13 protein-coding genes are annotated in these 15,336 nt (G+C 64.7%); 9 read left to right on the forward strand and 4 right to left on the reverse strand.

Annotated features, from left to right (window positions below; genetic code table 11):
• Positions 1 to 1,063 precede the first annotated feature (1,063 nt).
• Together FJZ36_06325 and FJZ36_06330 are read right to left on the reverse strand one after the other, a co-directional pair.
• Positions 1,064 to 1,771 carry an NAD-dependent epimerase/dehydratase family protein gene (locus tag FJZ36_06325; protein MBM3214512.1) on the reverse strand — a complete coding sequence of 236 codons (708 nt, stop codon included), beginning with the start codon at positions 1,769 to 1,771 and terminating at the stop codon, positions 1,064 to 1,066.
• 21 nt (positions 1,772 to 1,792) lie between these two features.
• Positions 1,793 to 3,238 carry an OFA family MFS transporter gene (locus FJZ36_06330; protein MBM3214513.1) on the reverse strand — a complete coding sequence of 482 codons (1,446 nt, stop codon included), beginning with the start codon at positions 3,236 to 3,238 and terminating at the stop codon, positions 1,793 to 1,795.
• A gap of 197 nt (positions 3,239 to 3,435) precedes the next feature.
• On the opposite strand from FJZ36_06330, the gene FJZ36_06335 reads away from it, so the two are divergent.
• Positions 3,436 to 4,329: a phytanoyl-CoA dioxygenase family protein gene (locus FJZ36_06335; protein ID MBM3214514.1), complete on the forward strand. Its 894-nt coding sequence runs from the start codon at positions 3,436 to 3,438 to the stop codon at positions 4,327 to 4,329.
• Positions 4,330 to 4,417: 88 nt separating this feature from the next.
• Here FJZ36_06335 and FJZ36_06340 read toward each other — a convergent pair whose 3' ends face one another.
• Entirely contained in the window at positions 4,418 to 5,251 is an 834-nt protein-coding gene (locus FJZ36_06340) for an endonuclease/exonuclease/phosphatase family protein (protein MBM3214515.1), read from the reverse strand.
• 123 nt (positions 5,252 to 5,374) lie between these two features.
• Here FJZ36_06340 and murJ point away from each other — a divergent pair, with 123 nt between their 5' ends.
• Positions 5,375 to 6,967: a murein biosynthesis integral membrane protein MurJ gene (gene murJ / locus FJZ36_06345; GenBank protein MBM3214516.1), complete on the forward strand. Its 1,593-nt coding sequence runs from the start codon at positions 5,375 to 5,377 to the stop codon at positions 6,965 to 6,967.
• 28 nt (positions 6,968 to 6,995) lie between these two features.
• The gene (locus tag FJZ36_06350; GenBank protein ID MBM3214517.1) at positions 6,996 to 8,450 is read left to right on the forward strand and encodes a hypothetical protein; all 1,455 of its coding nucleotides are present in this window, start codon (positions 6,996 to 6,998) and stop codon (positions 8,448 to 8,450) included.
• 53 nt (positions 8,451 to 8,503) lie between these two features.
• Here FJZ36_06350 and FJZ36_06355 read toward each other — a convergent pair whose 3' ends face one another.
• Positions 8,504 to 8,716, reverse strand: a complete 213-nt coding sequence (locus FJZ36_06355) for a hypothetical protein (GenBank protein ID MBM3214518.1) — start codon at positions 8,714 to 8,716, stop codon at positions 8,504 to 8,506.
• 530 nt (positions 8,717 to 9,246) lie between these two features.
• Between FJZ36_06355 and rpsB the strand changes: the two genes are divergently transcribed.
• From rpsB to FJZ36_06385, 6 genes are all read left to right on the forward strand, one after another.
• Positions 9,247 to 10,053, forward strand: coding sequence for a 30S ribosomal protein S2 (rpsB, locus tag FJZ36_06360; GenBank protein ID MBM3214519.1), 807 nt, complete (start codon positions 9,247 to 9,249; stop codon positions 10,051 to 10,053).
• Positions 10,054 to 10,104: 51 nt separating this feature from the next.
• Positions 10,105 to 10,707: a translation elongation factor Ts gene (tsf, locus tag FJZ36_06365; GenBank protein MBM3214520.1), complete on the forward strand. Its 603-nt coding sequence runs from the start codon at positions 10,105 to 10,107 to the stop codon at positions 10,705 to 10,707.
• A 33-nt stretch (positions 10,708 to 10,740) separates the two neighbouring features.
• A complete protein-coding gene (locus FJZ36_06370; GenBank protein ID MBM3214521.1) occupies positions 10,741 to 11,298 on the forward strand; it encodes a ribosome recycling factor in 558 nt (185 codons plus the stop codon).
• 85 nt (positions 11,299 to 11,383) lie between these two features.
• Positions 11,384 to 12,193: a hypothetical protein gene (locus FJZ36_06375; protein MBM3214522.1), complete on the forward strand. Its 810-nt coding sequence runs from the start codon at positions 11,384 to 11,386 to the stop codon at positions 12,191 to 12,193.
• 20 nt (positions 12,194 to 12,213) lie between these two features.
• Complete coding sequence (locus tag FJZ36_06380) at positions 12,214 to 13,383, forward strand: 1-deoxy-D-xylulose-5-phosphate reductoisomerase (protein ID MBM3214523.1); 1,170 nt, start codon at positions 12,214 to 12,216, stop codon at positions 13,381 to 13,383.
• 24 nt (positions 13,384 to 13,407) lie between these two features.
• A complete protein-coding gene (locus tag FJZ36_06385) occupies positions 13,408 to 15,330 on the forward strand; it encodes a hypothetical protein (GenBank protein ID MBM3214524.1) in 1,923 nt (640 codons plus the stop codon).
• Positions 15,331 to 15,336 lie beyond the last annotated feature (6 nt).

Below are 15,336 nucleotides of genomic sequence, written 5' to 3' on the forward strand. Positions count from 1 at the left end.
GAACGACGACTGGAACACGGTCGGTACGACCGAAATCGCCCTGAAAGGCCCGCTCCGCGTCGGGCTGTACAGTGGCGTCACCGATTCGGACGGTTCGCTTGGCGTGAGTTTCTCGGACACGCTCGTCGCCGACGGATCGGCGGGTGTCGAAGGGTCGCGGGTAGAACCGGACGCCATCGCGTCGTCGTGGCAGTGGAGCCGCAAGCCGGTCGAGTGGGAAGTTCGGGGCGACGCTCTGCAGGTGACGGCTCCCGTGAATGCCGACCTGTTCACGGACGACACCGCGGCGACCGTCTACCGGGTCCTCGAGAGCGATTTGGCGTCGATTGAGACGCGCATCGACGCCGACTGGCGGCTCCCGGGCCCGCCGTTTCCTCCCCTGGCGATCCTTCTCATCCTGCCGCTCGCTCTGATGCTCCTGCCTCTCGCGCACTCGTCCCGGAGCCGGACGGACGTCCTGTTCGCAGGTGTGCTGGTCGCGTGCTTGGTCGTCTACTTCTTCTTCTACTTCGAGGGCTTGACGTGGGGCATGACGCCGGTCAGCGCCCGCTACTACAACGAAGCGACGCTGTTGGGGATGATCCCGCTCATCGCACGAGGAGCCTCTATCGCTTATGTGTGGCTGCGCGGGTATCAGAGAAGGAGCGCTCCTGTCGTCGCGGCGGTCGCGCTGGCTCTTCTCACGTGGAACACGGTCGCCACGTACATCGCGATCGCCGCGCCGTACCAGCATTGGAGTAGCGTGTACCAGCGGCTCCCGAGGCTGGTTCGGGAGGCGGGACTGCATCGCGCAGTCGTGTTCGTGCCCGGGACTCGAGACGCCCCTCTGGGCGACTATCCGTTCACCGACCTCGGAGACGCCGATGTGGTCTACTACAAGCTGGGCCCGGCTCCAGAGTGGCGGCTGACGCACAGCGACTGGGAGTCCGTCTACAGAGCCTACTTCGCTGGGAGGACTCCGTACCTGTACCAAGCCAGCGAGCTCGCGCGTCTCACACCCCCAACGAACGGGTCGGAACCGCGAACGCGACCCTAGCGTCGGCGTCGCCAACGACAGAACCGGCTACTCCTCGCGCGGCTCCCAGCCAAGCAGTCGCTTCGCCTTCGACAGGTTCAAGCGCTTGTGCTCAGGGTCCGAGCACGCCTGGATCGCGTCGAACCCGACGTGACCCTTCAGCGCCAGACCTGCCAGGTAGAGACGCCCGAGGTCCTGGGGACCCGTCGCGAACGTCGTGTCCCGTCCAGCAGCGCGTGAGCGGTTCCAGCCGTCCGGCGTGTGCGGCAGCACCATGCGGAACGCGAGCACGGACAGGTTCGGGTTTGCAGCGGCGAACGCTCGGCAGACCTCCTCGCCGAGCCGCTTCGTGAGACCGTAGACATCCGTCGCGTCCGGCGGCATGTCTTCGCTGTCGTGATACACGGAACCACAACGCGCATAGACCGACATCGAGCTTGCGTAGATAACCCGTCCGACCCCCGCCTCGACTGCTTTCGCCAGGAGCACGTGCATGCCCTGGACGTGGACGTTGTACGAGCGCCGGACCAAATCCTCCTTGACGTTCGGGTTCGCCATCACGAGCTGGATGACAGCGTCCTGACCTGCGCAGGCGTGAGCCACGTCGGCTTCGTTGGTGATGTCGCCAATGATCGTGCGGGTCTCCGCCCCGAGTGCCGGGCGCGTGTCGAAGTAGGTGCAGTCGTGCTCCGCTTCGAGGAAGGGGCGCAGGATCGTCCCGACGTACCCTGCGCCTCCAGTGACCAGTACCTTCATCCAACGGTTCCTGAGAGGGTGCTACGTGCGAGCCGTGCGCGTTCGCCCGCCGAACGCGATGGCAGCGGCAACGATACACAAGACCCCCGCAAAGAGAAAGGCGGCGGTGTATTGCCCAGTGGCGTCGTACACCCGCGCGCCGACGATGGGGCCCATGATGCCGGCGACGCCGTACGCCGTGAAGACGAAGCCGTAGTTGGTTCCCAGCCCCTTCGTGCCGAAGGCGTCGGCGGTGGCGGACGGAAACAGCGCGAAGATGCCACCGAAGTTGAATCCGATCCAGCTCGCCGCGAGCCAAAGCCCGGCGACGCCGCTGAGCCCATTGACAATCACCATCATTGCCGCCTGCAAGACGAACATGAGCGACATCGCCCACTCGCGCCCGATGCGGTCGGAGATGGCTCCCCACCCGACCCGACCCGCCGCGTTGAACACCGCAAAGACCTGGATCATCGCGATGCCCTCATCCGGTGTCAGCGAGTTGAGGGTGGCGAACGGCTTGAGCTGGGACATGGTCATCAGTCCCGCCGTCGCGGCGAAGGTGAACATCAACCAGAGCCGCCAGAACGCCCATTTGCGGACGACCTCTTCCCAAGGCAGTTCGCCGTACCGAGGCACGGGGCGGGTTCTCGGCTGCGCCTGCTTCTGGCTTCGTCGTTGCGGAGCCTCGTAGCCCGGCGGCGGGTTCCGTAGCAGGAGACCGCCGATGGTCAACCCCGACATGCACACCAGTCCGTGGATCCAGAAGAACGTTGAGAGCCCCACACGCTCCATGGTCCACTGCGCCGACGGCGCGAAGATGAGCGATCCCGCTCCGAAGCCGGCGACCGCGACGCCGGTGATCAGTCCGCGATGGTACGGGAACCACTTGACGCACGCCGCGATCGGAGACACGTAGCCGAGCCCGATGCCTGCGCCGCCGATGAGACCGTACGTCAGGTAGAGCATCCACAGCGAGTCGCTCGGTCCGCCGGTGATGAACTTCTGCGCGACGAGCAGCGACGTGACGGCGGTTCCGCCCACAATCGCCTGCCTCAGCGAGTCCCCCAACTGGGATTGCCGGTTTCCCTCGAACAGCCGCACCAACTGGATAAGCAGCAGGATCGCTCCGATCGTCACCATGCCGTGGATGATGTAGATTCCGAGCAGCGTCCCCATCTGGCTGGCGGCGATGAACGCGATGCCGAGGAATCCTGCGGACCACAGCGCCGTGAAGCGGGGCCCTCGCTCGTCTTGGAGGATTCCCGCGAAGATCATCGTCAACGCGAAGACCGCCAGCGTGATGCTGCCCGTGGTCGTGATCTGCGTCCGAGTCCAGCCGAACAACTGCTCGAACGGTTCGACGAAAACGCTGAACGCATAGACCGTCCCCAAGATCATCTGGATCATCAGCGCTCCCACGACGACCAGCCATCGAGCCCAGCTGCCGGAAACCGTCGCGGAGGCAGGCGCTGCCTGCGAGGACATGCCCAAGTTCCTTCCTAACTACAAGGATTGCTCAGCCGAGGTGCGTTACCGAGCTAAGACGCCCGTTTCCATCCAGACCATAGCCCAGACTCTCGACTTTGTGCAGAGATGCACAGACCATATCGACCGTCAGGCGATACCGTGGTAACCTCCTTCGTCGATGCCGGTTCAAATGGCTCTTCAGGTGAGGAACACCCATGCCGCAACGCGAATCGCTGAAGGCGCTGACGGTCGAGCAGGCGAGGCAGTTCGTCGAGAAAGGTCATGTCGTCCTGCAAGGCTGCTTTCCTCGCAGTCTCGCCGAGGAATGGATCGGCCTCGCCTTCCGCCGATTGGGGTACGATGCGAACGATCCGAGCACATGGCAGGTGGACCGCGTTCACATGCCGTCAATGCGGTCCGCTGACGTTCGGGTGATCGCACCGATCATCTGGGATTCGATCTGCGACGTTCTGGGCGGAGCAGAGCGGATCGCGGGAGACACTTGGCATCTCCGCGACGGGTTCATCGTCAACTTCAGCCTCGGCGCGGACCAACCGTGGACGCCTCCATCTCCCGAAGTGCGTGGATGGCACAAGGACGGCGATTTCTTCCGACACTTCCTCGACAGCCCCGAGCAGGGCTTGCTGACGATCGTGGTTTGGTCCGATATCCTGCCGCAGAGCGGCGGGACGTTCCTGTCTCCCGATTCGGTCGGGCACGTCGCGCGCCGTCTTCTGGAGCACCCGGAGGGAGTTCTGCCGAACGGCTTCGGAGGGCTCATCAAGCGATGCACGGAGTTCGTGGAGCTCACCGGAGAAGCCGGGGACATCGCCTTGATCCACCCGTACATGCTGCATTCGGCTTCGCAGAATCCGTCAGGTCGGGCGCGGTTCATCACGAACCCGCCGGTTCACTTGCGGGAGCCGATGTGCTTCGACCGCGAGAACCCGGAGGATTACTCGCTCGTCGAGCGAGGCGTGCTGCATTCGCTCGGAGTGGAGCGACTCGACTTCCGCCCGACTGCCCCGCGAGAGCGGATCGTGCCGGAGAGGGTCCGCATCCAGCAGCAGATGCTCGAAGAGCAGAAGCGACGACTGGGCGAGCTCTGAGTGGTTCATCTGGCAGACCGGTTACGATTCGCAGGGGCGATCCGCCGGGCCGCCCTCGTCGTGAAACGGGCGCCGCGCCGTCGATGTTCTAGCCTTCGATCTCGATGGTGGCTCCGACGAAGTAGTGATCGCTGGGGTATCGTCCGCCTTCGGAGTCGCGGACGATTTCGGCGTCCAGCACGCGCACGGACCCGCGCACGAAGACCCAGTCGATCTTCCCCAGCGTGGTGCGGTGGGCGGTGCCCTCGAAACCGTGGAACGTGAAGCCGGGCTCCCCTGGACCGTGAACCGATGCGTACGTGTCCACCCAACCGGCGTCGATGAACGATTTCAGCGCGGCGTTCGTCCCGTCGCAGTTCATGTCGCCGGTCAGCACTTGCGCGCGTTCAGCCGGGTACGCGGTGGCATCCGCATTGATGAGCGCCGCTTGTCCCTCGCGCGCAGGCTGGGACACGTGGTCGAGGTGCGTGTTCACGACCCGCAGTTCCGCACCCGTTGACGTCTCGACGAGACGAACCCAGTTCGCCAGACGGACGCAGGAGCTCTCCCACGACGAAGACCCAGCCACGTGGGGCGTTGCCGAAAGCCAGTATCCGCCCGACGAGATGAGCCAGAACGCGTCGCGGCGGTAGTAGATGGCGTTCTGCGGATTCATTCCGTTCGTCGTATCGACCATGCCGTACCACGCGTATTCCGGCAGGAACGCGATCATGTCGCGGTGCTGCTCAATCGACATCTCCTGGGTGCAGACGATGTCAGGTCGTCTCGACCGGATCACTCGCGCGCACAGCGATTTGCGGTAGTTCCAGTGGTTGTCGCCATCGCGTCCGCCGTAGTACCGGACGTTGCAGCAAAGTATCCGCATGGTTCCTCGCTCGATGTTGCTCTCCGCCAAATGGGTTCCGACGCGCCATTCTCTCACGGATGACCGCGCGGCGCGACGAGGGCGGTGATGTCGGCTTGCATCGGAAGTCGCGTCGCCGGAAGATACCGGCGTGCGCCCGACCCGTAGACCGTCCGCGGATCGCCCACGTCTAGGCAGTCCATGACTCGCAGCTTGGTGCGCAACGCCGGCGTCCTCGCCTTCTTCACCGGCATCAGCCGCATTCTCGGACTCGTGCGCGACCAGGTGTTCCTCGCCCTGTTCGGCGCAGGCAACTCGGTGCTGAACGACGCCTACCTGGCGGCGTTCCGCATCCCGAACCTGTTCCGCGACCTGTTCGCTGAGGGCGCGATGAGCGCCGCCTTCGTCACGACATTCTCCGCCACGCGCGAGAATGACGGCGACGAAAAGGCATGGGCGCTTGGGAACCGCGTCATCGCCGGCGTCGCAGTGTTCGTCGGCGGGCTGGTCGTGCTTGGCATGATCGGAGCTTCGGTCTTGGTCGGACTGATCGCGCCGGGCTTCGGCGACATCCCCGGCAAGGCGGAGCTCACGACGCAGTTGACGCGCATTCTCTGGCCCTTCCTCCTCCTGGTCGCTCTTGCCGCGGTGTGGATGGGCATGCTGAACGCCCATGACCGGTTTGCCGTGCCCGCGAGCGCCTCGACGATGTTCAACGTGGGCTCTCTCGCCATCGGCGTGCCGGTCGCGTATCTGATGGACCCGTCATGGGGTCCCAAGGCGATGGTCGGTATGACGCTGGGCACGCTGGCGGGCGGCGCGCTCCAATGGCTGGTGCAAGTGCCCGCCCTGCGCCGCGAAGGTTTTCGGACGCGCCCGAAGCTCGACCTGCGCGATGAGGGCTTCCGGAAGGTGGTTGCGCTGATGGCTCCAGCCGTCGTCGGAACCGCAGCCGTCCAGATCAATGTGACGGTGAACACGGTGTTCGCGACGATGATCGCCGGCAACGGGCCCGTATCGTGGCTGAGCGCCGCGTTCCGGCTGATGCAGTTCCCCATCGGCGTGTTCGGCGTGGCGGTCGGTACGGCGATGCTGCCGGCTCTGTCGCGGTCCGCGATTCGGTCCGACATGGTCGAGTATCGCGCCACGCTCGCCCGGTCGCTGCGCCTGGTCGCCATGCTGTGCCTGCCAAGCGCCTGCGGATTGGCGATCTTGGCGGAACCGTTGATCGGTGCGCTGTATCAGCACGGGCGGTTCCTCCAGTCGGACACGATCCAGACGGCATGGGCCCTGCGCTACTACGCGATCGGGCTGACCGGCTACGCGGCGATCAAGGTGCTAGCTCCCGCCTCCTATGCCCTGGGCGATGCCCGAACGCCTGCGTTGGTCAGTGTGGCGTCCATCGCCGTCAATCTCTTCACGAACTGGCTGTTCACGATGCGGCTTGGCTGGGGACATCGCGGCTTGGCTCTTGCCGTGTCGGTCGTCGCATTGGTGAACAGCACCGCTCTTCTGGTGGCGATCTCGCAACGCATCGGCGCGCCTTCGCGCAGGTCGATCATCGAGCTGTCGAAGGTAGGTCTCGCGACGCTCGCCATGGCGGCTGTGTGTTGGCTCGCGTCGGTGTGGCTGGGTGCGACGCTCGGGGCGTCGTTCGCCGCCCGGTCGACGACCGTCATGGCGTGCGTCGCGCTGTCGATTGTCGTCTACTGGGCTGCTGCGCAACTGCTGCGCATCCAGGAGACCGCCGACGTCGTGGCAATGCTCCGGCGTCGTCTCCGTCGCCACGCGTAGAGAGTGGTTGGTTCACGTGGAGGACCTCATGGCAGCGATTCCCGTCTTTCCGGGCGCGCGCATCCGGCAGTCGGCGCGACTCGAACCACACACGTATCGCGTCGCAGACCCCGGCGGCGGAGCCCTGGTCGTCGAGGGGGACGACATCACGCTGGACTTCGGCGGCGCGACGTTGTCCGGCGCTCCTGAGCGGGCTGCTCCCGACACGTTCGCGGGGATCGGACTCGTGTCCTACGGCAACTCGCGGCTGACGATCCGCAACGCTCGGATCCGTGGGTTCAAGACGGCGATTCACGTCCAGGGAGGCGCAGACATCGTCATCGAGAACTGCGACCTCAGCGACAACTACGCGGCGCACCTGGGCAGCACGCCGGAGAGGGAAGACCCCGCCGACTGGATGTGGCCCCACCACAACGACCAGAACGAGTGGATGACGAACTACGGCGCGAGCCTCTATGTCGAGGAATGCACACGGGTCGAGGTCCGTCGGAACCGAGGACGCCGCAGTCAGAACGGCATCCTGCTCGACGAGATCAGCGAGGCGAACGTCTACGACAACGACTTCTCGTTCCAGTCTGGCTGGGGTCTCGCCATGTGGCGCTCGTGCCGCAACACGATCTCGCGCAATCGGTTCGATTGGTGTGTGCGCGGGTACAGCCACGGCGTCTACTGGCGTGGGCAAGACTCCGCCGGCATCCTCGTGTTCGAGCAATGCTCGGACAACGTGTTCGCGCTCAACAGCGCCACGCATGGCGGCGACGGCTTCTTCCTGTACGCGGGGAATCAGACGCTCCGGGAGACCGGCGAGGGCGGGTGCAACCGGAATCTGCTCTACGGCAACGACTTCTCGCACGCCGTGGCGAACGGCATCGAGGCGACGTTCAGCGACTCCAATCGATTCATCGCCAACATCCTGAACGACTGCCAGCACGGCATCTGGGGAGGGTACTCGTACCGGACTACCATCGCCAGGAACACGGTTCGCGACTGCGCGGGCGTGGGTATCGCCATCGAGCACGGCAGCGACAACACGATCGAGGACAATGACTTCGGGGGGAACCCGGTCGCGATCCGCCTTTGGTGGAACGACAACCCGGACCTGATGGGCGGCGTCTACGGGAGCAAGCAGAACACCGACTCAGAGCGCAATCTCATCGCGCGCAATCGGTTCCTGCGCGATCGCGTGGCGATCCATTTGATCGACACACAGACGACGCGGATCGAGGCGAACCGGATCGTCGGATGCCTTGAGGACGTGCGTTTGGAGGGAGATTGCCGGGGAAGCGAGTCGTCTGCAAACGCGCAGACGAATGCGGTCTGGGCTGCGGGCGACTCAGAACGGGGAGAGCTCGCACCGATGCCGCCGGTTCCGGGAACGCAGGATGCGTTCCTGCCCGCGGACATGCCGAGAGGCAGGCAGCACATCGTGATCGGCGAGTGGGGACCCGTCGAGCCGGTGCGCCAGTCGGATGCGGACGTATGAGCGTCGGATCGCTTCGGACACTGCCTACCCGATCCCGACGCCGAGGTGTGCCGCTATACGACGGCGACCTCGGCGTCGAACATGTGCTTGCTCGGACCCTTGGCGCGCGCCTGCGCGAACGCGTCGGTGATGCGCGCAAGGTTGTCGATGAAGGCTTCCCACCGGCAGTCCGCCTGGCTTGCCTGAGCTTCCGCCAGAAGCAGTGCCATAGTGAAGTAGTCCGTCGACTGCGGATCGGGTGCGGCTGCGATGCACCTCGGTTTCACCGTAAAGCTCCGTGTTCCTTTGCTGAGTTCCCTGGACGCGGTTGTCAGGTCGCCGTTGCACGCCTGAACCGATCTTTGCGCGTCGTCGCCCAGTTGGAGGCAATCCGCGTGCCAACTGCGCGCCGTGGTCCGACTCGGGCGCTTACGGCACGATTCCCGACCAGCAGCGGCGCGCCTGTGAGCGGCATCGTGACTGTCCGCGCCTTGAGCGATTCCTGAGACGTACTGGTGCACTGCGTCTGTCAAGTGTCGGAATTTGGTCACATTGTGTCTCTCTGACCACACGAGACACCCGTGCTCGTGCAGCGATCCCCCGCGCTCCGCGCATCGACGGCGAGGAGCGATCCGCGTCTCGCGCCGAGAAGCCGCGCCGTGCCTTGATCGTGTCCGTTTCCGTGTGGTATCCTTGCCCTGTTCGTGCGTCCGCGGCAGTGCGCCGCGCGAGTCGACACGAGCGCATCCGCATCCCAGCTCCTCAGGAGCTGAAGAAGGGCCCTCTCAGTGAGGGTCCTGATCGGTAGGAGAACGACTTGCCAGAACTCACGATGAAGGCGCTGCTCGAATCCGGGGTTCATTTCGGTCACCGGACCCAGCGTTGGAACCCCAAGATGGCTCCCTACATCTTCGGAGAGCGAGGGGGCATCTACATTCTCGATCTGCAGAAGTCCATGCGCATGATGCGCGCCGCGTGCGGGTTCCTCAGAGAGACTGCGGCAGCGGGAGGTCGCATTCTGTTCGTCGGGACGAAGAAGCAGGCGAGCGACATCGTCGAAGAGGAAGCGGCGCGTTGCGGTCAGTACTACGTCAACAAGCGATGGTTGGGCGGCATGTTGACGAACTGGCAGACGATCACCAAGAGCATCGCCCGTTTGGCACAGTTGGACGAGATGGACGAGAAGAAGGTCTTCGACGAGCTACCCAAGAAGGAAGTCCTGACTCTCCGTCGCGAGCAGGCGAAGCTCGTCAAGAACCTCGCCGGTATCAAGGCTATGGGACGGCTGCCCTCCGCGGTCGTGGTCGTTGACACGCGCGTAGAGCGCATCGCCGTGGCAGAGGCGAACAAGCTGGGCATCCCCGTCGTCGCCGTGGTGGACACGAACTGCGATCCGGATGTCGTCGACTACCCCGTCCCGGGCAACGACGACGCAATTCGCTCGATTCGCCTGATGGTCGCCCTCATGGCGGACGCTGCCCTCGAGGGTCGCGCGTACCGGTCCGAAGGCGCGCTGGAAGAAGCCGCGCCGAGCTCTGAGGACCAGAAGCCCCAGCCTGACGAGCCGTCCGATAGCGGCTCCGCAGACGCGGAAGCCGACGACGGCGAACCCGAACAGGCGTAGAGCGACCCGGGCGACGGCAAGTCGGACGAACGACGAAGGGACAGAGCGAGCATGGAAATCACGGCAGCGATGGTCAAGGAGCTCAGGGAGGCGACGGGCGCCGGCATCATGGACTGCAAAGTGGCGCTCACTGACTCCAATGGCGACATGGCGCGCGCCAAAGAACTGCTGCGCGAGAAGGGCATGAAGACCTTCGAGAAGAAGCAGTCGCGCAGCGCCAGCGAAGGCGTGGTCGGTTCATACATCCACGCTGGAGGCAAGATCGGCGTTCTCGTGGAGGTGAACTGCGAGACGGACTTCGTCGCGCGGACGGAGGCGTTCCAGACGTTCGTCAAGGAAGTCGCGATGCAGGTCGCCGCGACGAACCCATCGTACATCTCGCGGGAGGACGTTCCAGAGGACGTGCTGGAGACGGAACGGCGGATTCTGCGCGTTCAAGCGCAGGAGGAGCGGAAGCCCGAGAACGTCATCGAGAAGATCATAGAGGGCAGGCTTCGGAAGTTCTATGAAGCCAACTGCCTGCTCGAGCAGGCATACATCCGCGACGAAGACAAGAACATCGAGGCTCTGCTGAAGGAGCTCGTCGCCAAGGTTGGCGAGAACATCGTGATCCGTCGGTTCGCACGCTTCCATGTCGGTCAGAGCGGTTCGTAGGAACGCTTGGTCAGCGCACGACAGGAGGGCACGATGCCGACACAAGCCCGCAAGGACGCCGAAACGCGGATGAAGAAGGCTGTCGAGGCGACCCTTCACGAGTTCAACTCCGTGCGAACGGGACGCGCTACACCCGCGCTGCTCGAGTCCGTCACCGTCGAGTACTATGGCGCCAAGACGCCCGTGAGCCAGCTCGCCACCATCACCGTCCCGGAGGCGCGCTTGCTGGTCGTTCAGCCGTGGGACAAGACGCTGGTGAAGGAAGTGCAGAAGGCGATTGCGGCGTCGAGCCTCGGTCTGAATCCGTCGAGCGACGGGACGGTAATCAGGATCGTCATCCCGGAACTCACCGCCGAACGCCGCAACGAACTGGCGAAGGTCGTGCGCAAGATCGCGGAAGACGGTCGGGTTGCGGTTCGCAACATCCGTCGCGACGCGGTCGAGGTCGTCCGCAAGGCGGAGAAGGACAAGCAGGTCTCGGAAGACGAGAGCCGGCGCGAACAGGCGGAGATTCAGAAGTCCACGGACGAGCACATCGCCCAGGTCGACGATCTCCTGGCGGAGAAGGAGCAAGAGCTCCTCACGATGTAGGCGGCTGCAGGGCGTCAGAGAGCATGGTCGCGCGAAGGGGCGTTCCCAGGAACCGCCCCTTCCTGTCTAGTGAGGACGACATGTGTTGGCGCGAGTGCTGACAGCCTTTATCCTCATGCCGACCGTGCTGGCGATCTTGTGGTTCGACCCGCTGGATCGCGGCGTCTTTCTGCTGATCAATCTCACCTCTGCTGGGCTCTCCGCTGAGTACCTGCACCTGGTTCGGCGCCGCGTTCCCGGGGTGGGGTGGTTCGAGTTCCTCATCATCTGGTCCGCGGCGCTCGTGTGGACGCTCGATCTAGGCGAGCCCGGGCTCGGGCAATGGCTCGACGTGATCGTCATTGTCGTGGCATTCGCCGCGTTCCTGCCCGTGCTCGTGTCCGGTGACGTGTCTGGCGCGTTCGCTCGGATCGCTGCCACGACGCTCGGAGCTGTCTACGTCGGGTGGGCATTCGCGCGACACGCCATGGCGCTCTATGATCATGGCGGGGTTGCGTGGCTGTTCGTTCTTCTGGCGGCGGTCTGGGTCTCGGACTCGGCGGCGTACTTCGTCGGCAGGTCCTTCGGGACGCATCGACTGGCGCCAGCGATCAGTCCGGCAAAGACCTGGGAGGGAGCTGGAGCCGGCTTGCTGGGAGCGATCGCGGCTGCCGGCATCGTGGGCTGGTTTCTCGTCTCGGATCGGCTGCCGACCGCGCTGGGCGTTGGGGTCGTGGTGGGCACCATCGGTCCGCTGAGCGACCTGTTCGAATCCGCCCTGAAGCGCGACGCCGATGTCAAAGACTCCGGCAACTGGCTGCCCGGACACGGCGGATTGCTGGATCGCTTGGACAGCCTGGTCTTCACGGTGCCTGCCGTCTACTACTACCTGTTGGCATCGGGAGCCCTGCTGTAGATGGGCGCGGGAGAACACCACTGAGTGCCAAGAGACTGTCGATCCTCGGATCCACGGGATCCATCGGCCGGAGCGCCCTCGACATCGTCAGGGCTCACCCAGACGCGTTCGAGGTCGTCTCCCTCGCTGCGAATCGGAACGTCGATCTGCTGGAGGAGCAGGTCAGAGAGTTTCGTCCGAAGCTGGTCGCCGTGGCAGATGAACCGGCGGCACGCCTCCTCCGCGAGAGGCTGCGAGACGGCGACGTCGAGCTGTTCGACGGCGAGGCTGGAATCGTCGAAGCGGCGACCCATGGCGATCCCGACCTGATGTTGTCGGGCATCGTCGGAGCCGCCGGGCTCGCCCCGACCCTCGCGGCGCTTCGAGCGGGCATCGACATCGCCTTCGTGAACAAGGAAGTGCTCGTTGTTGCCGGAGAGCTCGTCGTTCGCACGGCTCAAGGGACGGGCGCGCGCATCCTGCCCGTGGACAGCGAGATCAGCGCCGTGTTCCAGTGCCTACAGGGCTCCCAACGACGGGACGATCTGCATCGCATCTACCTCACGGCTTCCGGCGGACCATTCCGGTCATTGCCTGGGTCGCAGTTTGCGGCGATCACTCCACAGCAGGCGCTGAACCATCCGAACTGGAGCATGGGCTCCAAGGTGACGATCGACTCGGCGACGCTGATGAACAAGGGGCTGGAGGTTATCGAAGCGCGGTGGCTCTTCGACCTCCATCTGGATCAGGTCGCTGTCGTCGTGCACCCTCAGAGCATCGTTCACTCCTATGTCGAGTTCGTCGACGGATCGGTGATCGCCCAAATGGGCGTTCCCGACATGCGAGTGCCGATCCAGTATGCGCTGACGTATCCTCAGCGGATGCCGACCCCAACGCCTCGTCTCGATCTGATGGGCGTTGGCTCGCTGACGTTCGAGCCCGCAGACGTCGAGCGATTCCCGTGTCTGGGGCTGGCGTACGAGGCAGCGCGTATCGGCGGCTCGATGCCGGCCGTGCTGAGCGGGGCGGATGAGGTCGCTGTGGACGCGTTTCTGACCGGTCGGATAAGATTCGATGAGATCCCTGCGGTCGTCGAGGCGACGATGGCGGTGCACGAACCGGTGAAGAGCCCGCCGCTCGAAGCCCTGTTTGCTGTGGATGCATGGGCCCGGGAGGTCGCGGCCGAGATGGTCGCCAAGAGAGCCGCTTAGAGCTGGCACGCCGGAGGAAGTGCGATGTCGCAGAGCCTAGTCAGCATACCCGTCGCCCTGCTGGCGCTGAGCGCGCTCATCTTCATTCATGAGCTCGCCCACTTCCTGGTGGGAAAGGCGGTCGGGATCCATGCCGAGACCTTCTCCATCGGTTTCGGGCCTCCCCTGGTTCGGTGGCGCTGGGGCAGTACGGAGTATCGCGTCTCGTGGATCCCCGCCGGTGGCTACGTCAAGTTCCCAGGTGAATACGAAGAGGGCGATGAGCGGCTCAGCGGCGAGTACTACGCGGCGCCGGTCTGGAAGCGCATGTTGGTTGTCGCTGCCGGGCCCGTCAGCAACCTGATCGTCGGCATCGTCGTCTTCGCGGGCCTTGCCGCCTACGGTCTGCCGGAGCCGGTTCGACCCGTGATCGGCGAGATCATCCAGCCGTCGCCGACTCCCGCAACCTACTACGACGACGCGTCCTTCATATCGCCAGCGGCTCGCGCGGGGATTCTGCCACATGACATCGTCCAGAAGGTGGACGGGAGGCCCGTTCGGACTTGGGACGAGTTCACCCAGGAAGTGATGATCCGCCCCGAGAAGCGCATCACCCTCGAACTGATCCGCGATGGGCGATCGACTGAGATCGACGTGACGCCGCGAGCCGTGCTCAGAGGCAAGATGACGATTGGCCAGATCGGCGTTGCGCCGCTTCAGAACGTCGTCATCGTGGATGGCGAGCAGCGTCTTCCCGTCGAGAAGGTCGACGGCGCGCCGTTCTATGGGTGGAACCAGTTCCGACAAGCCAACCTCGCGGAGGATGCCACGGGTCCCGCAGGTGACGCGGTCGGGGCGTCCGAGGCTGCGCCCGCGGAGGGGAAAACGGTTCTCACGCTAGGCGGCGATCCGCGCGACGTGATCGTTCGGTCGCGTCCCATCGTTGCCCATGTGGACGCCTCCGAAGCGCCCGGAGAGCTGGAAGGCGTGGACCCCGGCGATGCGATTGTCGCTGTGAACGGCGAGCCGACGCCGGGCTTTCAGCGGCTCCGCGCTGCGCTGCTGATCGCGCCGACCGAGCCCGTCGCCTTGACGGTCGCTGACACCGAAGGAAAGCAGCGGACGGTGACCGTCACTCCCCGGTTCGATGTGACGGTGGCGGGCGTCGACGCGACAGCCAACGAGTCGTTGCGACCCTTGCGCGCGCGAGACCGCGCCCGTCTGGTGGCGGTGAACGGCGTTCGACTCGACCTCTACGAGCGTGTCCGCCAGGAACTGGCAAAAGCGGCTGCGGCGGGCGCGCCTGTCACACTCACGTTCGAGCGTGAGCGTCGCGTTCTACTGTGGCGTCGGTCCGGCTCGTCGACTTTGGACACGCCCGTGCACGCGGACGGTGATCGGTTCGTCATCCCGGGCTTGGCGCTCCAGACGAATTACTCGTCCTCAGACGGAGCCCTTGACCTTGGCGCGATCACGCTCACGGAGCAGCTCGAGCTCCTCGACGCTCGCACGGAGGCGAAGATCGAGGTCGAATACGCGACGCCAGGACTCGTGCGGTACGCCCCGGTCGATGCCGTCGGACAGGGGTTCGTCAAAACGGTCGACACGACGCGGCAGATGCTTTCGCTCCTCAAACGCCTCGTCGTCGGCGAGGTGTCCGTACGCTACATCAGCGGGCCCGTGGGGATCGTCAACATCACCCAGCGCACCATTGAGCGCGGGGGTTGGTCGTGGGACACGCTGCTTTCGTTGTTCTATCTCATGGGCTTCATCAGTGTGAACCTGGCGATTGTGAACCTGCTGCCGATCCCCATCGTCGACGGGGGTCAGTTGATGTTCTTCTCGTTGGAGGGCATCCGTGGCAGGCCGCTCGACCTCAAGTGGCAGGTGGCGATCCAGCAGGTGAGTCTCGTGCTGCTGATCGGCCTCTTCGCCCTGGTGACGTTGAAGGACCTGGTGTATTGGTAGTCCAGC

The sequence above is a fragment of the Candidatus Poribacteria bacterium genome, assembly GCA_016866785.1.
Lineage (GTDB): Bacteria > Poribacteria > WGA-4E.

What these genes read in the sequence shown, in the direction of transcription:
- FJZ36_06330 (MBM3214513.1), bottom strand. Translation starts at nt 3,238, where the DNA reads ATGTCCTCGCAGGCAGCGCCTGCCTCCGCGACGGTTTCCGGCAGCTGG.
- FJZ36_06370 (MBM3214521.1), top strand. Translation starts at nt 10,741, where the DNA reads ATGCCGACACAAGCCCGCAAGGACGCCGAAACGCGGATGAAGAAGGCT.
- murJ (MBM3214516.1), top strand. Translation starts at nt 5,375, where the DNA reads ATGACTCGCAGCTTGGTGCGCAACGCCGGCGTCCTCGCCTTCTTCACC.
- FJZ36_06325 (MBM3214512.1), bottom strand. Translation starts at nt 1,771, where the DNA reads ATGAAGGTACTGGTCACTGGAGGCGCAGGGTACGTCGGGACGATCCTG.
- tsf (MBM3214520.1), top strand. Translation starts at nt 10,105, where the DNA reads ATGGAAATCACGGCAGCGATGGTCAAGGAGCTCAGGGAGGCGACGGGC.
- FJZ36_06350 (MBM3214517.1), top strand. Translation starts at nt 6,996, where the DNA reads ATGGCAGCGATTCCCGTCTTTCCGGGCGCGCGCATCCGGCAGTCGGCG.
- FJZ36_06385 (MBM3214524.1), top strand. Translation starts at nt 13,408, where the DNA reads ATGTCGCAGAGCCTAGTCAGCATACCCGTCGCCCTGCTGGCGCTGAGC.
- FJZ36_06335 (MBM3214514.1), top strand. Translation starts at nt 3,436, where the DNA reads ATGCCGCAACGCGAATCGCTGAAGGCGCTGACGGTCGAGCAGGCGAGG.